Genomic DNA, 21868 nt, shown 5'->3' with positions numbered 1-21868 from the left:
CATCTCACGCAGCAACGAAATCGACAAAGTCTCGTGCAACAGCAGCACTGTCGAATTGCTCCAGGACGCGACTGCGAAGCCCTGATGCTAGTTCGCGGCGCACAGCCGGATCGAGCGCCCGTCGCAACAACGGCTCCCAATCAGATGGCGTCGGCACACCCACTATGCCGTCGATATCAAGCTCGGCGTACTCCCCGATTCGAGAAGCAAGCGCCGGTACGCCCAGCACAGCCGATTCCAGCACCTTAATCGCAGACTTGCACTGCGCGAACGGCGTGTCCACGAGTGGCGCTATGGTCAGATAGCTATTGCGCACGACATCAACGTAATGAGAAAAATCGAGGCGTCGGCCAAATAGCAGGCGGGGGTGACGGAAATGCGTTTCCAACGGTCCTACAACTTGGACTGTCAACCGAGGCATTTCCTCAAGCAGCGACTGCAATGCTGGCAGAACCAGCTTGAAGTCCGCGTCATGCGTGCGCGTACCCGAGAAGTAGGAAATGGAAGGGGCGAGTTCGGAAGAAGTCCGACCGATATCAAGCCAACTGCGATGCGGAGTATTCGGCATCCGCAAAGAGCGTCCCTGAGGACGCAGTGCGCGGTATCGTCTTACCAGCTCGGAGGTCGATAGCGTAACGCCATCCATCATGTCGAGCGCAGCGGAATGCAAGGCAAACTTCGCTCGCGCGCGTCTCAAACTCTCCTGACCAGCAAGCACTCCTGGCCGATAAACGGACATTTCCGGATCGAACACCAAGTCATCGAAATCGCCAAAGATCCGTGTCCCCAGCCGTCTAAGCCAAGCAACTGCAAGACAAAGCGCCAACGTGCGACGCGGCCGCAGCAGCAGAACGGCGTCGAAGCGGCCGCGCCAGAAGATTTCGCGGAGGTGCATCAGCTCGGTCTCATGCCCTAGCGAACGCACGGCCAGTGCGACGTTCTCGCATCGATACACGAACGACGCGTCCTGCCTATAGTGCCGTGCGCGCGGATGCATGGACACAAACGCAATTCTCATCGAACTCTCCTTTCTCCTGGAGCCGACGTTCTGGACAGTAACGCCATCAGCACCATGAAAGTCAGGCTCGTGTTCGACCGCCACAGATAGCTTTCAAACAAGCAAGCGACGAGAAAGCCACTCACGAGCACCATGGCACGCCGATCATCGCTGGCACGCGCGATCGATCCGAGGAAAGCAATAAGGACGCCCAGGCCAAGCAGCCCGGTAGTCGCGCCTGTCATCAGGAACTGGTTGTGCGGATTATAGGAATCGGGCGTATCGGCCCAGCGTGCGGCGCGTGCCTTGACGTATTCGGCCTGAAAGTCACCGCTGCCAACGCCGATCAGAGGATGCTTCAGAAACACCTGAGCACTGGTTGTCCAGTAAATAAGGCGCTCGCCAACCGAGGAGCGCGGGTTCGTATCAAAGTTTCTGAGATCGTTCAACGCTTCGTCAGCACGCTCGCGGAAATAGCCGGAGGTTGTGTGAAGTGCGCTGAAGGCAAATACAAGAGCCACTGTTGATACCACGAGCGCGCGAGGCCAAGACGCGAAGCGCTGAAACACCATGATGACGAACATGACCGCGAACGCAACCATACCCGCACGCCCACCGGAAAACGCGAGGTTGGACAAAAGCAACGCAACCACAAATGACCATCCAGCAATCGCCACCATTGATCGCTTGGTAAGCAACTGTTCAAGTGCGATGTAGGAACCAAGAGCCAGAATCGGCGCATACATGATGCGATCAATGAACGGGGCAGTGTCCTCAGCAGACTTGAATACGCGGATGCCACGCGGCCAGTCAGGAAAAAAATAGTGCTGGAGCCAGTTGTAATGAGCCAGCAGCGCGCACGCGGCCACGCCTGCAATGAAGGCTTTCAGGCAGCGTTCGCGAGTTGCTGCTTCTGAAGCGGACCAATAGAGAGCGAAGAGCAAGAAGGGCAAATGCCGGCCAACGAAATGCCATCCCTCATCGCGATGTTCGGTCCAGAGCATCGCGAGCAACACCACACTGAAGTACGCTACCGCAAGTTGGCATGGGCGGGACCGAATCATGCCGTGCAGTCGGTCATACAATCCACCTGAAGAGAGTACGGCCATCAGTAGCAGCGCGCTGAGCAAGTAGACATAGCTGACTCGCATAGGCAGTACGAAGCAGATGGCCATCAGAAGAGGAACTTGACTGGCTTGAGCGAATTGGCGGAGTGCTGTCATGTCACAAATGGAGGAAGAAGTACGGAGTAACGCGCGTAGCGGCGCGGAACTGCGTTGGCAGTTCGTCGAGCTCAAGAGGGCCGAAGCGCGGCATGAGCGAGTTGATCATCAATATTGAAGCTCTCGGCGCTCGGATGGTGACACAGCGACATAAGCCCAGACATCTTCCCCAAGCCCGCGCGAGACAGCCTCGTCTTTCTCACTCAATAACCACTCCGCATAGCTCGAAGACCTTCCTCATGTCATCGGCCTCCTCCCGAGATTTGAACCGCACAGAGGACCAACCAATAGCTGTTACCCGCACCTCTGGCGGATAGATCTGCCGCGCAATCAGCAGCGCGGTCGAGCGCACGCCAGCCACGGCGAAGTAGGGGGTGCGCGCCATATGAACCTCCAGTGCGCAGTCCGGCTCGATCAGCCGGTAGTCGGGATGACGCAGCTCGTGCGCGGCGTCCTTCGGGTGCGCCTTGTAATCGATATCGGTGATGCCCTGCGCCGCCAGCCAGTCGCGGATGCGTGCGGTGGTCGCTGTCAGATCGGCAGCGTTCATCAGCCCGAAACCGGTCAGCGGCTGCCCCACCACCAGCGCGCGCCGCACCTTGTCGTCCGCAGCCGGCGCCAGCGCATCGACCAGCGGCGGCAACACCACCACCTTGTCGGCCGGATACTCGTGCGGCAGCCCCGGCAGCACGTAGATGCGGTCACAGAACGGTGCGTCCGAGCCAATGCGGTCACCGGAAAAACAGGTGTAGCGCAGTTCCGGCGCGAACAGGCTGCGCAGCAGCCGCACGCGCTGCGCCAGTCTTTTCGTGAAGCTCAGCGGATAGCGGCGGATCGAGATCAGGCCGTCGGGCAGGATGCGCGCGTGCATTTCGCGCGCGCCGACGGCGCGCGGCAAGGCGTGCAGGAAGTAGTTGATCGCCTCGGTATCGAACACCGCGCTGTGGACGATCAGGCGCTCGCACTGCCCGACCAGCCCGCTCACCAGACCGATGTTGGCGCGCAGCCGCCGATGCCGGCCAAAAGCGCCGGGCAGCGGCTCCCAGCGCGGCCACGGCATATAGGTACACGCGTCCCACTCGGCCGGATCGACGGCCGACTTGATGCCCGGCTTATACCAGACCAGCACCTGCCGTGCGCCGGGCTCGAACGCCTGCGCAATGCGCCGGGCGGCAAGGTACTGCAGCGGCGAAGCGACGAAATAGAGGGCGACGGAGCCGGAAACGGACATGCCGGAAGGCGGTGTGGGAAATTTGCGAAGGCGTGATGTTACTTGTTTGAGCAGGTGGACGTGGTGTCCGCACCACCCTACGCCTGCGCTGGCCCCGGAGCAGGCATCTTCCATCCGCATCGCCGGGAACGGCGCCCCGCCCCCCGTCCAGCCCTGCCTTCGGCGCGCGATTGCTGCCACCCTGCATGCGTGCGGCATTGCACGGCAAATGAGGAAGGAGACGGAATGACGATGAAACATCTGTGGCGCAGCCTTGCACTGAGCCTGGCGGTAGCGGCCGCCGGCAATGCGGGGGCGCAGTCCGCCCATGAGCGCTTCGAGGAGTCGGTGAAGACCGCCGTTGCGCCGCTGGCCGACGGCGCGGTCAGTGGCATGAAGGTGCTCTACCTTGGTGCAGAACACGGCCCGTGGCTGGACAGCGGCTTCCCGGTGAAGGCCGGCGACCGGGTGACCGTGCTGCTGCAGGGGCGCGTTTGGCTGTCGCGTCACTACGACATTTCGCTCGAAGCCCCCCTCCAGCTGTGGCGTCGCATCGGCGAAACCGGAGCGATCTCGCGCGGCCTCGACGCCACCGATACCTTCACCGCCGCGGAGAGCGGCACCGTGCAGTTGAAGAACCTGCCCACCCGCTGGCTCGACGCGAAGGGCCGCTACCAGGGTGAGGCGCCGCCCGCCAGCCCCGATGCCGGCGGCGGCGTCAGCGTGGCGCTGATCCGCTGGGCACCGGATGCCGACGTCGCGGCCACCCTCGCGGCACTGGCCCTGCATCCGGCTGCGCCGGACTGGGCGGCGCCGGCCCTGGCCCGTCTGCAGTCGCCACCTGTCGCGCCCGAGGGCTGGCAGTACCTGTGGGAACTGGGCCCGGCGGAAATCTTCCGCGAGGTCCGCGCCAACGATAACGACGGCGGCCCGAAGCGCCGCATGCACACGCACACGCGCAACGACGTCGCCATCCTGCAAAAACCGGCCGAGGTCGCATTGACGCCGGACACCGAGCTCAAGTGGTCGTGGCGGGTGGACCAGCTGCCGGGCAAACAGGCCGAGAACAGCGTGATCACGCACGACTACATCAGCATTGCGGTCGAGTTCGACAACGGGCAGGACCTGACCTATCTGTGGAGCAGCGCGCTGCCGGTCGGCGAAACCTTCCGCTGCCCGCTGCCCGGCTGGAAGGACCGCGAAACCCATGTCGTTGCGCGCTCCGGCAACACCGACCTCGGCCGCTGGCTGAACGAGTCGCGCAACGTGCTGCAGGACTACGCGAAGGCGGTCGGCGGGCCGCCGCCACAACGCATCGTCCGTGTGTGGCTGATCGCCAACAGCGTGTTCGGACGTGGCGAAGGGCGCGCCCAATTCGGCGATATCCGAATCGGTGCGGGCGGCACCGACCTCGCCGTCTGGTAGTGCGGCATCCAGGGGGCCGGCGGACTCAGTTCTCCGGCCCCATGTCCACCCGCGCCCGCACCTCGAACTCACGCTCGACGTAGGCCCACTCGGGTGAGGCCCGCAGCACGTCCAGCAGTGCGTCGAACGCCGCTTCGTGTTCCGGTGCGAATTCGAACCAGGTCAGGAAATCGAAGGGCTCGTCCGGCGACAGGTCGCGGCAGTGATGCAGCCGCCGCGCCACCGCCGGCAACACGCGCAGACCGTGCGCGATGTGGTGCGACTGCTCTTCCATGATGGCGCGCCGCTCGTCCTGCGCCAGCGCCCACCAGGCCGCCGACTTGCGGATCGGGATCAGCACGGCGCAGGCCGCGCTGCTGCGACCGAGCGGCGGCGAGGCGGCGGTCAGCGTCTGCTTCTCGTCACGGGTGACGTAGCGCTCGTTGCTGGTGATGCCGCGCAGCGACCACAGGCCGCTGCCTGCCGCATCGCCGGCGACACGGTCGAGACGCGGCGCTTCGGCCAGCGCTTCGCCGATGACGGCGCGTACCTCGGTAATGCGCCAGGGGCCGTCGGCACCGGCGGCGAAAGTCCATAGGCGTTCTGTCATGGCTGACTCCGGTATGGGTGGACGATCAGGCGGAAAGGCGATCGTCGCGCGGGTCTGCATGCATCAGCCATGCCCGCCTGGCACTGGCCTTGCACCTTGCAGCGGGTCGCCGCACGCCCGATGGCGGAGAAATTCGCCGCCTGAATGCACCACATCGGTGCGGAAACGGCTTGCCGACGCGGCAAACATCCTTGCCCTGTCGGCGCTGCCGCAACGTCCCTCCGTGCGATCGCGGCCAGACGACACGACCGGATTCCGGACGCCGCACTCCGGATACCGGACTCCCGACGCCACCCGCGCACACGCTGCCGCCAGCCCTGCGCACCCGTTCAGGACCGCCACTATGACCTTCCGCCGCTTCACGCGTCTGCGATGGACGCCGCCCTTTCGCCACGCGCTGCTCGCCAGCGCAGCCCTGCTCTGCTCAGGTGCCGCCGATGCCCAGATGACCTTGCAGGGCCCAGGCGACAGTTCGCTGACGCTCGGCCTGTGGCTGCGCGCCTCCTACGTCAATGCCGAAGAGGCGCGCCCGGCCGGCGGCAGTGCATACGACAGCGGCTTCACGATGGATTCGGTCCGCCTGCTGTCGGCGGCGAAATTCACCCGCAGGTTCGGCGCCACGCTCACCTTCGAACGCCCGCCGGCCAAGGACATGCAGCTGCTCGACGCCATCCTGCAGTTCGAACTGGCAGAGGGGCTGAACCTGTGGGTCGGCCGGCTGGTGCCGCCGACCGACCGCTCGAACATGGCGGGCAACCAGTTCGCCAATGTGTGGGGCTATCCCTTCGTGTCGCTCTACCCGAACGCCTTCACCGGCCGCGACGACGGCGTGCTGCTGTGGGGCAATCTGTACGCCGACCGGCTGCTCTACAGCGTCGGCGTGTTCGAGGGCAAGAACCGCGGCAGCGGTCTGTCGAATGCCTCCAGTGAGCCGCTGTTCGCGGCCCGCTTCGCCTGGAGCTTCCTCGACCCGGAACCCGGCTACTACGGCACCAGCACCTATTACGGCGACAAGGAGGTGTTCACGCTGGGCGCCGCGCTGATGAGCCAGAAGGACGGCGTCGGTGTGGCCGGCGCCCGCGGTGACTATCGCGCGTGGAACCTGGATGCGCTGTACGAAACCCGCCTGCGCTCCGGCGGTGTGCTCACCGTCGAGGCCGCCTGGTACGACTACGACACCGACGGCGTGGCCGACGTTGCGCCCGCCGACCCGCTGTGTTCGCGCGTGAGCAACTGCGGTGGCGCGCTGCAGGCGGATGCCGCGCTACTCACCGTCGGCTACCTGATCCCGCACGCGTTCGGCCCCGGTCGCTTCCAGCCTTACGTGCGCTTCCAGCGCCTGGATCCGGACGCCGGCGCGCGCGCCGAACAGTGGGACGTCGGTACGAACTACGTCATATCGGGTCACAAAGCGCGCCTCACCGCGGTGTATTCGAGCGCGAAGAGCGCGGGCGCGGCGTCGCTCGACCGCTTCGTGCTCGGCCTGCAGCTGCTGTACTAGATGCCGATTCAGTCGCTGGACGCCCGCATCGCCAGGGCGGCGGCGGCGGCGCGGGTTTCGACGCCGAGCTTTTCGTAGATGTGCTCGAGGTGCTTGTTAACCGTGCGCGGGCTCATGCCGAGGATGTCGCCGATATCGCGGTTGGTCTTGCCCTTGGCCAACCAGGACAGCACCTCGGCCTCGCGCGGCGTCAGCTGGGCGCCGGCGATGCGGGTGCTTGATTCACCGCGCTTCCTCACGTCGAGCAGCAGCATGTGTTCGCCCAGCCCCACCGCACCCAGGCTGCGCGCGTACAGCGCCTGGTCGCCCTGCTCGCGCAGCAGGCGCGCCTCGGCGGCAGGGTCCGCCGTCAGGCCGGCCGGGTCGCCCAGCCAGTCGGCGGTCGCGGCCGCCGGGTCGATACCGAACTGACCCAGGCACTCGCCGGCACGCGGCGAACGCCAGGCCACGCGGCCGAGTGCATCGACCACCAGCACGCCGAGTCCGGCCACGTCCACCGCCTGCCGTGCGATGCGCACCGCGCGCGCGTTGCGCACGTGGGCGGTGAGCCGCGCCAGCACCTCTTCGACACGCAGGGGCTTGACCACGTAGTCGGTGCCGCCGGCGGTAAAGCCCTCGACCACTTCGGCCGTGCCCGACAGCCCGGTCATGAAGATGATGGGCACGTGGGTCAGCCCCGGCTCTTCGCGGATGCGGCGGCAGGTTTCGAAGCCGGACAGGCCGGGCATCACCGCGTCGAGCAGGATGGCGTCGGGCACCACCCATTCGAGACGGGCCAGCGCCGACGCGCCGTCGTGCGCGATCAGCACGGTGTAGCCGGCCTGCGACAGCGCGTCGCACAGGAAGCCGAGCGAATCGGGTGCGTCGTCGACGACGAGCACGACCGGTTGATGGAATTCAGAGAGCATGGGCGTCGCGTTGTAATAGTTGTGTGAAGCGTATGAGGTCGAAGCCGTCGACCAGCGCGCGCAGGCGACGGCAGTCTTCGCGTGCGGCCTCGGACCGTTCGGAAATCGCGTCCAGCAGCGTGGCGATGCCATTGACGTGGCCCAGCCGCGACAGGCGCAGCAGCGCGGCGCGCTCTTCGTCGTCGAGCGCGGCAAGCGGCGCGTCGGCGGCCGGCTCGGCCTTCGGCGGTGCGGCGTCGGCCGGTTCGTCGACATGCCAGGTCAGGTCCAGCGCCTCGCGCAACTGGTCCAGCAGTTCGGACTCCATGACCGGTTTGGGCACGAAGCCGGCGCAGCCGGCGGTACGCAGCAGTTCGCTGCGGTTCTCGAACACATTGGCCGACACCATCAGCACCGGTATCGGCGCGCCGTCGAACTCGCGCAGGCGGCGCGCGGTTTCCCAACCGTCCATGCCGTCCATATTGATGTCCAGCAGCACCACGTCCGGGCGCACGCGGGCGACGCAGTCCAGCGCCTCGCGGCCGCTGGCCGCCTCGTCGACGTCGAAACCGAGCGGCGCCAGCATGCCGGTCAGCATGTGGCGCTGGGTGGCGTCGTCATCGACCAGCAGCACGCGCATGCGCGGACCTTCGTAGCCGATGACGGTGCGCATCGAGCGCGTCTGCGTCGGCACCGACAGGTACTCAGGCAGGTAGAGCCGCAGGCGGAAGGTCGAGCCACGACCGAGCTCGCTCTCCAGCGTCAGTTCGCCGCCCATCAGCGAGGTGAGCATGCGGGTGATGCTCAGGCCCAGGCCGGTGCCCGGCTCGGCGATGACGCGGCCGCTGGCGCTGCGCTCGAAAGGCATGAAGATGCGGGCATGGTCGTCCGCCGCGATGCCGGGGCCGGTGTCGGCGATCTCGAAGCGCGCCACCTCCATCCGGTAATCGATGCGCAGCACCACCTCGCCCTGCTCGGTGAACTTGACCGCATTCGCCAGCAGATTGATCAGCACCTGGCGCAGCCGCTTGGCGTCGACGCGCACGTAGTCGGGCAGCCGGCCGGTCGTTTCGATGCGGAACTGCAGGCCCTTGCGCGCCGCCTGCGGCTCGAACATCTTGGCCAGATCATCCAGCAGTTCGCGCAGCGGCATCGGCGCCGGATCCAGCCTGAGCTTGCCGGCCTCGATGCGCGCCAGGTCGAGCAGGCCGTCGATCAGGCCCAGCAGATGTTCGCCGCTGCGCAGGATGGTGCCCAGCGCGCGCTTCTGCGTGTCGTCGCCGCCGCCCTTGCCGGTGCTGCCGCTGCCGCCCGTTTCGCGCAGCAGGATCTGCGCGTAGCCGAGAATGCTGTTCAGCGGCGTGCGCAGTTCGTGGCTGATGCCGGTCACGTAGCGCGTCTTGGCAAGGTTGGCCGACTCGGCGGCATCCTTGGCCTTCTGCAGCGCGAGGTCGGTCTTGCGGTGCGCGTCGATTTCGCGCATCAGCAGCTGGTTCTGCCGGTTCGATTCGTCCTGCGCCAGCCGCCGGCTTTCCGAGCCGAGCACGATCCACCAGGCGCACACGGCACACAGCAGCACCAGCAGCGCGAAGGTTTTCGACAGCGTGAGCTGCAGGCTGTCGCGCGCCGCCGGGTAGAGGCCGCTGACGATGGCCTCCTGGTAGAACACGACGCCGAAGATGACCGCCAGCAGCACGGTGAGCGACAGGAACACGACCAGGAAATGGCCGACGCGGAAGTTCACGCGCCGCGCCAGTTGCATCGGCAGGATGGCGTTCAGGAAGGCGTGCAGCTGGTCAGCGGCGCTGGCGTCGGTCTTGCAGCGGTCGTGGCAGCGCGATTCGAGCGTGCAGCACAGCGAACAGATGGGCTGACCGTAGGCCGGGCAGTACGCCATGTCCTCCGATTCGAAGCTGTTTTCGCAGACGTGGCAGGTCACCGTCTGGCCCGGCCGCCACTGCGTGGCACTGCGCCGCGCGAGGTAGTAGCGGCCGCGCGTGGCGAGCGCGATCAGCGGCGCGGTGACGAAGGCGGTGGCCAGCGAGATGAAGGGCGAAAAGGCCTGCGCCATGTCGCCCATCCAGCCGGTGTAGGCAAGCACGGATACGACGGTGGCGATCAGCATCGAGCCGAGGCCGACCGGGTTGATCTCGTACAGATGGGCGCGCTTGAACTCGATGTGCGACGGCGACAGACCGAGCGGCTTGTTCACGACCAGGTCGGCCACCAGCGCGCCGACCCAGGCGATGGCGAGATTGGCGTAGAGGCCGAGCACATGCTCCAGCGCCTCGAACACGCCGAGCAGCATCAGCAGCAGCGCGATCACCACATTGAACACCAGCCACACGACGCGGCCAGGGTGGCTGTGCGTGAGGCGGGCGAAGAAATTCGACCAGGCGAGCGAGCCGGCGTAGGCATTGGTCACGTTGATCTTCAGCTGCGACACGATGACGAACAGCGCGGTCACCGCCAGCACGACCGCCGGCGAATCGAACACGTAGGCAAAGCCGGCGAGATACATCTGCGTGGGTTCGACCGCGCGGTCCACCGGCACCATGGCCTGCAGCGCAAGGAAGGCGAGAAAGGCGCCGCCCAGCATCTTCACCATGCCCGGCACCACCCAGCCGGGGCCGGCGATCAGCACCGAGGCCCACCAGCGCACCCGGTTCTCGCGCGTCTTCTCCGGCAGGAAGCGCAGGTAGTCGACCTGTTCGCCGATCTGCACCACCAGCGAGATCGCCACCGTCGACGCCGCACCGAACATGATCCAGTCGAATTCGCTGCTGCCCGAACTGCGGCCACTGAGGCCGGTGAATTCCGAATACAGGTGCGGCGCCTGCCACCACACCGCGAGGTAGGGCAGCACCAGCAGCACGATCCACAGCGGCTGCGTCCACAGCTGTATGCGGCTGATCAGCGTGACACCGTGGATCACCAGCGGAATCACCACCACCGAACACAGCAGATAGCTCCACGCCAGCGGCAGGCCGAAGTACATCTCGAAGGCGAGCGCCATGATGGCCGCTTCGATGGCGAAGAAGATGAAGGTGAAGCTCGCATAGACCAGCGAGGTGATGGTCGAGCCGAGGTAGCCGAAGCCGGCGCCGCGCGTGAGCAGGTCCATGTCCACGCCGTACTTGGCGGCGCAGTAGCTGATCGGCAGACCGGTCAGGAAGGTGATCAGCCCGACCAGCAGGATGGCATACAGCGCATTGGTGAAGCCGTAGTTCAGCGCGATGGCGCCGCCGATCGCCTCCAGCGCCAGGAAGGACACCGCGCCGAAGGCGGTGTTGGCGACCCGCCACTCCGACCACTTGCGGAAGCTGCGCGGCGTGTAGCGCAGCGCGTAGTCCTCGAGCGTCTCATTGGCGACCCAGGTATTGTAGTCGCGGCGGATCTTGAATATCTGGTGGGTGGCTTCGGACATCGGGGCAGGCGCTGACGCGATCGAGGCCACACCATGCAAGAAATGCTCCGGGCAGCGAAACCGCGCGCCACCCGGAGCCCAAGTGCAGCTTCCCTCCACGCCGCGCACCCCGACGGTGCCCTCGGCAACATCCTGGTGCAGTGCGACAGCGCAGGATTCCACCTTAGCACCGGCCCACCCCGATCGCGGGTGTTGCGCCGAGTACGCACATACGTCAATCGACGTATTCCGGCTACGCACCCCCGAACACTACTTTTCGCACCGCAGCGAGCGATTGCGGTGCAGTGCACAAAACGATTCAACGGCCGCAACCGGATCGCCTGAAGCTCCCCAACCCCTTCCGCTCAGGAGAAACGATATGGCTGACAAGAAAGACACGATTCCGGCACCGCTCACCGACGAACAGCGTCGCAAGGTTCTGCTCGGCATGGCGGCTGCACCGGCGCTGATGGTGCCCGGCGTCAGCTTCGGCAATGCGCAGTTCCCGACAGCCAAGGTCAATACGACCAAGCTCGCGGTCACCGACACCGAAGTCATCGTGGGTCAGCTGCACTCCGCCACCGGCACGATGGCGATCTCGGAAACCGGCTCGATCCAGGCCGAACAGCTGGCGATCGACCAGATCAACGCGATGGGCGGCATCCTCGGTCGCAAGATCAAGGTGATCAAGGAAGACGGCGCCTCCGACTGGCCGACCTTCGCCGAGAAGTCGAAGAAGCTGCTGGTGAACGACAAGGTGGCCTGCGTGTTCGGCTGCTGGACCTCGGCCTCGCGCAAGGCGGTGCTGCCGGTGTTCGAAAAGGAGAACGGCCTGCTCTACTACCCGACCTTCTACGAAGGCCTGGAGCAGTCGAAGAACGTCATCTACACCGGTCAGGAAGCCACCCAGCAGATCATCTGGGGTCTCGACTGGGCGTCGAAGGAAAAGAAGGCCAAGACCTACTTCCTGGTCGGCTCCGACTACATCTGGCCGCGCACCTCGATGAAGATCGCGCGCAAGCACATCGAGTCGGTCGGCAAGCTCGGCAAGGTGGTGGGCGAGGAGTACTACCCGCTCGGCCACACCAACTTCAACTCGCTGATCAACAAGATCAAGGTCGCCAAGCCGGACTGCATCTTCGCAGCCGTGGTGGGTGGCTCCAATGTGGCCTTCTACAAGCAGCTGAAGGCGGCCGGCATCACCGGCGTCAAGCAGTTCCTGCTGACGCTGTCGGTGACCGAGGACGAAATGCTGGGCGTGGGCGGTGAAAACTTCGCCGGCTTCTACTCCTCGATGAAGTACTTCCAGTCGCTCGACAACGCCAACAACAAGGCTTTCGTCGAGGCCTTCAAGAAGGCCTACGGTCCGAAGTCGGTGATCGGCGACGTGACCCAGGCCGGCTATCTCGGCCCCTGGCTGTGGAAGGCCGCCGTCGAGAAGGCGGGCAGCTTCGATGTCGACAAGGTGGTCGCCGCCTCGCCCGGCATCGAACTGAAGAGCGCGCCGGAAGGCTACGTGAAGGTCCATGAGAACCATCACCTGTGGTCCAAGGCGCGCATCGCCCAGGGCCAGCCGGACGGCACTTTCAAGGTGGTCGCCGAATCGGCCGACCTGATCGAACCCAACCCCTTCCCCAAGGGCTACCAGTAATACCCCGGCGTGCCGCCCCGGCGCAGACCGGGCGGCGCGCCTCCTTTCCCTGCACGGCCGGGCAGTGCTCGGCCAACCGTCCGGAGGTCCGTCATGTCATTCGACGAAATCTACAACATCGCCCTGATGCAGGGCTTCGCCGGGCTGAGCCTGTTCTCGGTCCTGCTGCTGATGGGCCTCGGCCTCGCCATCATCTTCGGCCAGATGGGCGTGATCAACATGGCGCATGGCGAATTCATGACCATCGGCGCCTACACCATCTTCATGTTCTCCAGCCTGACCGAAACCTATGCGCCCGGGCTGGTGCAAGCCTATTTCCCGATCGCCATCGTCGCCGCCTTCTTCATCGCCTTCGCCTTCGGCTGGCTGACCGAGTGGGCGCTGATACGACATCTGTACAAACGTCCGCTGGATACGCTGCTCGCCACCTGGGGCCTGTCGCTCGGCATGCAGCAGGTGTTCCGCTCGACCTTCGGTCCGAAGGAAGTGAGCCCGACCCTGCCCGAGTGGCTGATGGGTTCGTGGGCGCCGTCCGAAGGGCTGGACATCCCGATCAACGGCTTGTTCGTGCTCGGCCTCACTGCCGTGGTGACCGGCGGCGTGCTGCTCGCGCTGTACAAGTCGCGCTGGGGTCTGCGTGTGCGCGCCACCGTCGCCAACCGCGCGATGGCCAACGCCACCGGCATCAACACCAAGCGCACCGACCGCCTCACCTTCGCCATCGGCTGCGGCATCGCCGGCGTGGCGGGCGCGGCCTTCACCACCATCGGTTCGACCGGTCCGACTTCGGGCTCGCTCTACATCGTCGATGCCTTCCTCGTAGTGACCTTCGGCGGCGCCGCTTCGCTGCTTGGCACCGTGGCGTCGGCCTTCGGCATCGCCCAGACGCAGTCGATCGCCGAGTTTTTCCTGACCGGCTCGATGGCCAAGGTACTCACGCTGCTGCTCATCGTGACCATCCTGATGATCCGTCCGCAGGGCCTCTTCGCCTCGAAGATCCGCCGCTGAACGCGATCCGCACCGACTTCGCACCTTCCAGGAGATTCACATGGACGCATTCAAGAACTGGGTTGCACGAACCGGCATGGGGAGCGTGCTCGTCCTCGCGCTCGTCATCATGGTCGTGTTCCCGCTGACGATGGACATCTTCCGCCTCAACCTCGTCGGCAAATACCTCACCTACGCCTTCGTCGCCGTCGGCCTCGTCATGCTGTGGGGCTACGGCGGCATCCTGAGTCTGGGTCAGGGCTGCTTCTTCGGCCTCGGCGGCTACATGATGGCGATGTTCCTGAAGCTCGAGGCCTCGGATCCGGAATCGACCAAGATCCAGAGCACGCCGGGCATTCCGGACTTCATGGACTGGAACCAGATCACCGAACTGCCGTTCTGGTGGGAGCCGTTCAACCACCTGCCGCTGGCGCTGATCGCGGTGGTGCTGGTGCCGATGGTGCTGGCCTTCATCATCAGCTTCGCCATGTTCAAGCGCCGGGTCGGTGGCGTGTATTTCGCCATCATCACGCAGGCGGTGGCGCTCATCCTGACCGTGCTCATCATCGGCCAGCAGGGCTACACCGGCGGCGTCAATGGCATCACCGACCTGAAGACCCTGCTCGGCTGGGACATCCGCGACGACTCATCGAAGTACGTCCTGTACTTCGTCAATGCCGCGCTGCTGATCGGCGTCATCCTGCTCTGCCGCTGGATACAGATGTCCAAGCTCGGCACGCTGCTGCTGGCGATGCGCGACAAGGAAGACCGGGTGCGCTTCTCCGGCTACGACGTGGCGATGTTCAAGGTGTTCGTGTTCGTGCTGGCGGCCGGCATCTCGGCCATCGGCGGCGCGATGTTCACGCTGCAGGTCGGCTTCATGTCGCCGTCCTTCGTCGGCATCGTGCCGTCGATCGAAATGGTCATCTTCGCCGCGGTGGGCGGCCGCATGTCGCTGGTCGGCGCGGTGTATGGCGCGCTGCTGGTCAATGCCGGCAAGACCTACTTCTCCGAAAGCGCGCCCGACCTCTGGCTGTTCCTGATGGCCGCGCTGTTCATCGGCGTCGTGCTCGCCTTCCCCAACGGCCTGGCCGGTCTGTACGAAAGCCACGTGAAGCCCTGGTTCTCGCGTCGCAAGTCCGTCGCCAAACCGGCTGCGTCCGCGGGCGAACCGCCGGCACCGCCCTCGGCCCCCACCCACAAGTCCGCACCGCCCGCCGCACTGCCCGGCGGCGTCCAGGGCCAGTCGGCCTGACCCGCGCCCGACCTGACAGGAGACCGACATGAGCAATACCGATTTCGTACTGGCGATCGAGGACCTGACCGTGTCCTTCGACGGCTTCAAGGCGATCGACGCGCTGACCCTCTACGTCGATCGCGGCGAGCTGCGCGTGATCATCGGCCCGAACGGCGCCGGCAAGACCACGCTGCTCGACCTGATCTGCGGCAAGACCAAGGCCAGCGGCGGCAGCATCAAGTTTAAGAACGTGGAGATGACCAAGCTGCAGGAACACAAGATCGTGCGCGCCGGCATCGGCCGCAAGTTCCAGACGCCGTCGATCTACGAAAACCTTTCGGTGTTCAAGAACCTGGAAGTGTCCTTCCCGCGCGGCCGCAGCGTGCTCGGCGCGCTCGGCTTCCGCTGCACCGACGAGGTGAAGGCGCGCGTGCAGTCGGTGGCCGACGAGATCGGCCTCGGCGACGCGCTCGACACCGAAGCCGGCCTGCTCAGCCACGGCCAGAAGCAGTGGCTGGAAATCGGCATGTTGCTGATGCAGGAGCCGGAGCTGCTGATGCTCGACGAACCGATCGCCGGCATGAGCGTGCGCGAACGCGAACTGACCGCCGAACTGCTGCAGCGCATCTGCAAGGGCCGCTCGGTGATCGTGATCGAGCACGACATGGATTTCGTCAAGCGCATCGCCCACAAGGTCACCGTCATGCACCAGGGAAAGATCCTCGCCGAAGGATCGATGGACAAGGTGCAGAACGATCCCAAGGTCATCGACGTTTATCTGGGCCACTGAGTCAGCGGCCCCGCCCACGCGCCAGTCATCGCAAAAGGACACCACCATGCTCAACGTCAAGGACGTACATGTCGCCTACGGGCAGAGCGAGGCACTGCACGGCATCTCGTTCGAAGCCAATGCCAACGAAACGGTCGCCATCATGGGCCGCAACGGCATGGGCAAGACCACGCTGTTCAAGTCGCTGATCGGCATCCTGCCGCTGAAGAGCGGTCAGATCGAAGTCGCCGGCAACGAAGTGTCGAAGGACGAAAGCTACAAGCGCGTCGCCAAGGGCATCGCCTACGTGCCGCAGGGCCGGATGATTTTCCCGACGCTCACCGTCGAGGAGAACATCCACACCGGCCTGGAGAATGCCAAGGTCAAGAAGGTGCCGGACGAGATCTACGCCCTCTTCCCGGTGCTGTGGGAGATGCGCCGCCGCAAGGGCGGCAACCTGTCGGGTGGCCAGCAGCAACAGCTGGCCATTGCCCGCGCGCTGGTGACCGATCCCAAGGTGCTGCTGCTCGACGAGCCGACCGAAGGCATACAGCCGTCGATCATCAAGGACATCGCGCGCGCGCTGAACGAAATCCGCAAGTTGCGCCAGATCACCATCGTCGTGTCCGAGCAGGTGCTCAGCTTCGCGATGGACGTGGCCGACCGCCTGTTCGTCATCGAAGGCGGCCGCCTGGTCCATGAGAGCACCCGCGCGGAAACCGATACCGCGCACATCAAGCAGTTCCTGTCCGTCTGACCCCGCCCACCGCCGCAACACCGCCCAACCGCCCCTTCCACCCAAGGAGATCAACATGGCAGAGACCCTGATCAAGGTAGACCTGAAGCAGTCGCCGTATGAGAACGACATGGTTCACAACCGCTGGCACCCGGACATCCCCATCGTCGCGTGGGTGAAGCCGGGCGACGACTTCAAGATCGAAACCTACGACTGGACCGGCGGCTACATCCAGAACAACGACAGCGCCGACGACGTGCGCGACGTCGACCTGACCACGGTGCACTTCCTGTCCGGCCCGATCGGCGTCGAAGGCTGCGAGCCGGGCGACCTGCTGGTGGTCGACATCCTCGACATCGGCGCCAAGGAAGACAGCCTGTGGGGCTTCAACGGCTTCTTCTCGAAGAAGAACGGCGGCGGCTTCCTGACCGATCACTTCCCGCTGGCGCAGAAGTCGATCTGGGACATCAAGGGCATGTTCACCGAATCGCGCCACGTGCCGGGCGTCAAGTACGCCGGCCTGATCCACCCGGGTCTGATCGGCTGCCTGCCCGATCCCAAGCTGCTCGAAGAGTGGAACAAGCGCGAGATCGACTTCATCAACACCGACCCCGAGCGCGTGCCGCCGCTGGGCTGCCCGCCGTGCGCACCGACCGCGCACATGGGTCGCCTGAAGGGCGAGGCGCGCGACAAGGCGGCGATGGAAGGCGCGCGTACCGTGCCGCCGCGCGAACACGGCGGCAACTGCGACATCAAGGATCTGTCGCGCGGCTCGCGCATCTACTTCCCGGTCTATGTGAAGGGCGGCGGCCTGTCGATGGGCGACCTGCACTTCTCGCAGGGCGACGGCGAAATCACCTTCTGCGGCGCCATCGAAATGGCCGGCTGGCTGCACCTGCGGGTGAACATCATCAAGGACGGCATGAAGAAGTACGCGGTGAAGAACCCGATCTTCAAGCCCAGCCCGATCACGCCCAAGTACGACGACTACCTCATCTTCGAAGGCATTTCGGTCGACGAGCAGGGCAAGCAGCATTACCTCGACGTGCATGTGGCCTACCGTCAGGCCTGCCTGAACGCGATCGAGTACCTGAAGAAATTCGGCTACTCGGGCGCCCAGGCCTATTCGATCCTCGGCACCGCACCGGTGCAGGGCCACATCAGCGGCGTGGTCGACATTCCGAACGCCTGCGCGACGCTGTGGCTGCCGACCGACATCTTCGACTTCGACATCATGCCGACCGAAGCCGGTCCGCAGAAATTCCTCGACGGCAGCGTGCAGATGCCGATCTCGGAAGACGTCTGAGGACGCTGCCATGCCGACCTACGACTTTCACTGCGAGGCGCATGGCAGCTTTTCCGCCATGCGCAGCATCGCGCAGCGGGACGCGCCCTGCCTCTGCCCGGCCTGCGGCCAGCCGGCCGCACGCCAGCTGATCTCCGCACCGGCCTTCGCCGACATGCCGGGCCAGCTGCGCAGCGCGCACGCCACCAACGAACGCGCACGCCATGAGCCCAAGCTGGCCAGCCGCACGCACGGCCCCGGCTGCTCGTGCTGCAGCGGCAAGACCAGCAAGACCACGGCTGTCGCGCGCGACGGCTCCAAGGCCTTCCCGACGAAACGCCCCTGGATGATCAGTCACTGATCGCCCGGTCCGCCCCATTTGCAGTCCGTCATTGCAGTCCGCTCTTTGAACCTCGCACCTTGAACCTCAACAACCGGGAGTCCAGCACCATGAAAAACATCACCAAGAACCGTCTGCGCTCAGCCAGCGCACTCGCCGTCGCTCTGGCCGCCTGCGGCAGCGCGAACGCGGGCGTCACCGTTGCCGGTCCCGGCGAAAGCTATCTGACGCTCAGCCTGTGGGCGCGCACCTCCTACACCAACGCCGAAGACGCGGCACCGAACGGCACCTCGCGCTCGAACGACTTCTCGGTGGACTCGGTCCGTATCATCACCAGCGGCAAGATCACCAAGAACATCGGCGGCATGATCAACTTCGAGCGCCAGTCCGACGAATCGATGCGCATCCTCGACGCGGTCGCCCAGTTCGAACTGACCGAAGGCGTGAACTTCTGGTTCGGCCGCATGCTGCCGCCGACCGACCGCGCCAACATGGCCGGCCCCTACTTCGCCAACGTGTGGGAATACCCGATGGTGTCGCAGTACCCGAACGCCTTCACCGGCCGCGACGACGGCGCGCTGCTGTGGGGTAACGTGCTCGGCGGCAAGCTGCTGTACTCCGTCGGTGCCTACCAGGGCAAGAACCGCGGCACCGGCCTGTCGAACGACTCCGACGATCCGCTGTACGCCACCCGTATCGCCTACAGCTTCCTCGATCCGGAACTGGGCTATTACGGCACCAACAGCTATTTCGGCAGCAAGGAAATCTTCACTGTCGGCATGGCCTACCAGATGCAGAAGAACGGTGTCGGCACCGCACTCGCCCGCGGCGACTACCGCGCCTGGAACATCGACGCGCTGTACGAAACCAAGCTCGCCGGCGGCGGCGTAATGACGCTGGAAGGCGCCTGGTACGACTACGACACCGACGGCGTGACCGACGTGACGGCCGGCAACATCCTCTGCACCAATGTGAACAACTGCGGCGGCGCACAGGCCGGCGACGCCTGGCTGCTGACCGCCGCCTACCTGATCCCGACCAAGATCGGCATCGGCCAGTTCCAGCCCTACACCCGCTACCAGAAGTTCAACGCCGACACCGGCGGCGACACCAAGCAGTGGGACTTCGGCCTGACCTATGTGATGGCCGGCCACAACGCACGCATCACCGCGGTGTACTCCGACATGGAAAACGCCGCCGGTACCGACACCGACAAGTTCGTGCTCGGCGTGCAGCTGATGTACTGATCCACCTCGACCCACCGGCGCGCAGGGCGCCGGGCCGGTCGATTCCAGGGCACGCTGCGGCGTGCCCTTTTTTGCGTCCATGCGACACCGGTCACCGCGACGGGCAGCAACGATGCGCCGCGTCACCGCCCTGTCACACGGATGGGCTTGAATCGGCGGCGTGAATGCTCCCGATCCTCTCGTGCGGCGCGTGCGCGCCATCTTCCTGTCGGACATCCACCTTGGTACACGTGGATGCCAGGCCGAGGCGCTGCTCGATTTCCTGCGCCACCACGAATCCGACTACCTCTACCTCGTGGGCGACATCATCGACTTCTGGGCGATGAGCCGCTCCATACACTGGACGCCGTCGCAGAACACCGTCGTGCAGAAGATCCTGCGTCGCGCGCGCAAGGGCACCCAGGTCGTCTTCATCCCGGGCAATCACGACGAAGCGCTGCGTGAATACACCGGCACCGTGTTCGGCGACATCGAACTGCAGCGCGAGTACATCCATCAGGCTGCCGACGGTCGCCGATACTGGTTGGTGCATGGCGACGACTTCGACCAGGTCACGCGCCACCATCGCTGGGTCGCCCTGCTCGGCGACGTCGCCTACAACCTGCTGGTCAGCATCAACTCGCGGCTGTCCTGGCTGCGCCGCACGCTGGGCATCGCCGGCTACTGGTCGCTGGCCGGCTACGCCAAGCGCAAGGTGAAGAGCGCGGTCAGCTTCATCTACGACTTCGAGGATTCGGTCATGCACGAGGCGCGCACGCGCGGCGTCGATGGCGTGATCTGCGGTCACATTCACGCGGTGTCGCTGCGCGAGGTGCAGGGCCTCACCTACATGAACTGCGGCGACTGGGTCGACAGCTGTACCGCCATCGTCGAACACGCCGACGGCCGCTTCGCCATCGTCGACTGGGGGCAGGAACTGCGCGTCGCGGGACCGCGCACGGCGCTGGCGGTGGAGGAAGAGACGGCCGAGGCCTGAGCGTGTCAGAGGGTCGGTAGCCGTTGCTGCCTGCTCGGCCTTTGACTCAACGCCGCGCCCTGCCGACCGCCGCAGTCGGGGTCACAAGACCCCTCCCACAGAAACCCCGCTCCAGCCGCGGATCGGGCACGCCCTGTGGGAGCGGCCCAAGCCGCGACGTGGCCGCAACCGGCCGCAGGCTTCGATCAGCCGTCGAGTGCAGCCGCCGGTCCGAAGAACTCGTAATGGGTCTGTGCAGCCGGCACGCCCAGTTCCGACAGCTGCTTCTTCACCCGCGCCATGAAAGGCTTGGGGCCGAGGAAGTAGGCGTCCAGCGCCGACGGTTGCGGCAGCCAGCGTTCGAGATGCAGGCGCTCGATGAAGCCTTCGGCATGCGCCTGGTCGCCCTCGCGCGGCTCGCTGTAGACATAGAAGCGCTTCAGCTTCGGGTGCCGCTGCGCCAGTGCTTCGACGTGATCGCGGAAGGCATGCGCGCCACCGTGACGCGCGCAGTGGATGAAGTGCACCTCTCGCCCTTCGGCCAGCGCCGCTTCCATCATCGGCAGCGCTGGCGTGATGCCGACGCCGGCGGTGATCAGCGCCACCGGACGGTCGGATGCACGCAACGTGAAATCGCCGGCCGGCGGAAACAGATCGAGCACGTCGCCCACGTTCACCGCGTCGTGCAGATGACCGGACACCCGGCCGCCCGCCTCGCGCTTGACGCTGATGCGGTAGTCGCGACCGTTGGCGGCGGCCGACAGCGAGTAGTTGCGGCGCATTTCCTGGCCGTCGATGCTCACCCGCAGGCCGATGTATTCGCCCGGCGCGTGGCGCAGCACTGGCTGGCCGTCCACCGGTTCGAGATGGAAAGAGGTGATTTCCTCGCTCTCGCGCACCTTGCGCGCGACACGGAAAGCGCGCGCACCGCGCCAGCCGCCGTCGGCCTGCGCGTGGTCGGCATAGACCGACTCCTCGGCGCCGATCAGCAGATCGGCCAGCTGACCGTAGGCCGCGGCCCAGGCTTCGATCACCGCGTCGGTCGCGATCTCGGCGCCCAGTACCTCACGTATGGCGCGCAGCAGGCAGCCGCCGACGATGGGGTAATGCTCGGGCAGCACCTGCAGCGACACGTGCTTCTGCACGATCTGACCGACCAGCGGGCCGAGCGCTTCCAGACGGTCGATGTTCTTCGCGTACATCAGCACGCCATTGGCGAGCGCGCGCGGCTGGTCGCCGCTGGCCTGATGCGCCTGATTGAACAGCGGGCGCACCTCCGGATGTTCGCTCAGCATGATGCGGTAGAAGTGCGTGGTCAGCGCTTCGCCGCCGCTTTCCAGCAGCGGCACGGTGGCCTTGATGACGGCTCGGTGTTCCGGGCTCAGCATGGTTTTCTCCTGACAGTGAATGAAACGCCGGCGCG

18 protein-coding genes are annotated in these 21868 nt (G+C 65.4%); 11 read left to right on the top strand and 7 right to left on the bottom strand.

Annotation, left to right across the window (positions count from 1 at the left end; translation table 11 throughout):
• Window positions 1–4 precede the first annotated feature (4 nt).
• The 3 genes from IV112_RS02930 to IV112_RS02920 all read right to left on the bottom strand — a co-directional run bounded on the left by IV112_RS02930 (window position 5) and on the right by IV112_RS02920 (window position 3565).
• The gene (locus IV112_RS02930; RefSeq protein WP_304000967.1) at window positions 5–1018 is read right to left on the bottom strand and encodes a glycosyltransferase; all 1014 of its coding nucleotides are present in this window, start codon (window positions 1016–1018) and stop codon (window positions 5–7) included.
• The gene (locus tag IV112_RS02925; protein ID WP_304000966.1) at window positions 1015–2220 is read right to left on the bottom strand and encodes an O-antigen ligase family protein; all 1206 of its coding nucleotides are present in this window, start codon (window positions 2218–2220) and stop codon (window positions 1015–1017) included. Before IV112_RS02925 ends, IV112_RS02930 begins: the two co-directional genes overlap by 4 nt.
• A gap of 199 nt (window positions 2221–2419) precedes the next feature.
• Window positions 2420–3565, bottom strand: a complete 1146-nt coding sequence (locus IV112_RS02920) for a hypothetical protein (protein WP_304000965.1) — start codon at window positions 3563–3565, stop codon at window positions 2420–2422.
• Between the two features lie 111 nt (window positions 3566–3676).
• Between IV112_RS02920 and IV112_RS02915 the strand changes: the two genes are divergently transcribed.
• Window positions 3677–4855 (top strand): DUF3047 domain-containing protein, encoded by a 1179-nt coding sequence (locus IV112_RS02915; RefSeq protein ID WP_304000964.1) that lies wholly within the window; start codon window positions 3677–3679, stop codon window positions 4853–4855.
• Between the two features lie 25 nt (window positions 4856–4880).
• On the opposite strand, the gene IV112_RS02910 is transcribed toward IV112_RS02915, so the two are convergent.
• Window positions 4881–5444, bottom strand: a complete 564-nt coding sequence (locus IV112_RS02910) for a chlorite dismutase family protein (RefSeq protein ID WP_304000963.1) — start codon at window positions 5442–5444, stop codon at window positions 4881–4883.
• Window positions 5445–5787: 343 nt separating this feature from the next.
• On the opposite strand from IV112_RS02910, the gene IV112_RS02905 reads away from it, so the two are divergent.
• Window positions 5788–6945: a hypothetical protein gene (locus IV112_RS02905; protein WP_304000962.1), complete on the top strand. Its 1158-nt coding sequence runs from the start codon at window positions 5788–5790 to the stop codon at window positions 6943–6945.
• 8 nt (window positions 6946–6953) lie between these two features.
• Here the strand turns inward: IV112_RS02905 and IV112_RS02900 are convergent, their stop codons facing one another.
• Entirely contained in the window at window positions 6954–7853 is a 900-nt protein-coding gene (locus tag IV112_RS02900) for a response regulator transcription factor (protein WP_020164096.1), read from the bottom strand.
• On the bottom strand, window positions 7843–11259 hold the full coding sequence (locus IV112_RS02895) for an ATP-binding protein (RefSeq protein WP_304000961.1): 3417 nt from the start codon (window positions 11257–11259) through the stop codon (window positions 7843–7845). The genes IV112_RS02900 and IV112_RS02895 overlap by 11 nt, the downstream gene beginning before the upstream one ends.
• 358 nt (window positions 11260–11617) lie before the next feature.
• On the opposite strand from IV112_RS02895, the gene urtA reads away from it, so the two are divergent.
• From urtA to IV112_RS02850, 9 genes are all read left to right on the top strand, one after another.
• Window positions 11618–12889, top strand: coding sequence for an urea ABC transporter substrate-binding protein (gene urtA, locus IV112_RS02890; RefSeq protein ID WP_019918871.1), 1272 nt, complete (start codon window positions 11618–11620; stop codon window positions 12887–12889).
• 93 nt (window positions 12890–12982) lie between these two features.
• A complete protein-coding gene (gene urtB, locus IV112_RS02885) occupies window positions 12983–13897 on the top strand; it encodes an urea ABC transporter permease subunit UrtB (protein ID WP_019918872.1) in 915 nt (304 codons plus the stop codon).
• Between the two features lie 40 nt (window positions 13898–13937).
• Window positions 13938–15131 carry an urea ABC transporter permease subunit UrtC gene (gene urtC / locus IV112_RS02880; protein WP_304000960.1) on the top strand — a complete coding sequence of 398 codons (1194 nt, stop codon included), beginning with the start codon at window positions 13938–13940 and terminating at the stop codon, window positions 15129–15131.
• Between the two features lie 28 nt (window positions 15132–15159).
• A complete protein-coding gene (urtD, locus tag IV112_RS02875) occupies window positions 15160–15903 on the top strand; it encodes an urea ABC transporter ATP-binding protein UrtD (protein WP_019918874.1) in 744 nt (247 codons plus the stop codon).
• Between the two features lie 46 nt (window positions 15904–15949).
• Window positions 15950–16639 (top strand): urea ABC transporter ATP-binding subunit UrtE, encoded by a 690-nt coding sequence (urtE, locus tag IV112_RS02870; protein WP_020164091.1) that lies wholly within the window; start codon window positions 15950–15952, stop codon window positions 16637–16639.
• Window positions 16640–16694: 55 nt separating this feature from the next.
• Window positions 16695–17924 carry a formamidase gene (gene fmdA / locus IV112_RS02865; protein ID WP_019918876.1) on the top strand — a complete coding sequence of 410 codons (1230 nt, stop codon included), beginning with the start codon at window positions 16695–16697 and terminating at the stop codon, window positions 17922–17924.
• A 10-nt stretch (window positions 17925–17934) separates the two neighbouring features.
• Window positions 17935–18264 carry an FmdB family zinc ribbon protein gene (locus tag IV112_RS02860; RefSeq protein ID WP_020164090.1) on the top strand — a complete coding sequence of 110 codons (330 nt, stop codon included), beginning with the start codon at window positions 17935–17937 and terminating at the stop codon, window positions 18262–18264.
• An 89-nt stretch (window positions 18265–18353) separates the two neighbouring features.
• On the top strand, window positions 18354–19490 hold the full coding sequence (locus IV112_RS02855; protein ID WP_304000959.1) for a hypothetical protein: 1137 nt from the start codon (window positions 18354–18356) through the stop codon (window positions 19488–19490).
• A 160-nt stretch (window positions 19491–19650) separates the two neighbouring features.
• Window positions 19651–20466: a UDP-2,3-diacylglucosamine diphosphatase gene (locus tag IV112_RS02850; protein ID WP_304000958.1), complete on the top strand. Its 816-nt coding sequence runs from the start codon at window positions 19651–19653 to the stop codon at window positions 20464–20466.
• A gap of 185 nt (window positions 20467–20651) precedes the next feature.
• Here IV112_RS02850 and hmpA read toward each other — a convergent pair whose 3' ends face one another.
• Window positions 20652–21833 carry an NO-inducible flavohemoprotein gene (gene hmpA, locus IV112_RS02845; RefSeq protein WP_304000957.1) on the bottom strand — a complete coding sequence of 394 codons (1182 nt, stop codon included), beginning with the start codon at window positions 21831–21833 and terminating at the stop codon, window positions 20652–20654.
• Window positions 21834–21868 lie beyond the last annotated feature (35 nt).

The sequence above is a fragment of the Methyloversatilis discipulorum genome (assembly GCF_018780585.1).
Classification (GTDB): domain Bacteria; phylum Pseudomonadota; class Gammaproteobacteria; order Burkholderiales; family Rhodocyclaceae; genus Methyloversatilis; species Methyloversatilis discipulorum_B.
This window is presented reverse-complemented; position numbering and strand designations above follow the sequence as displayed.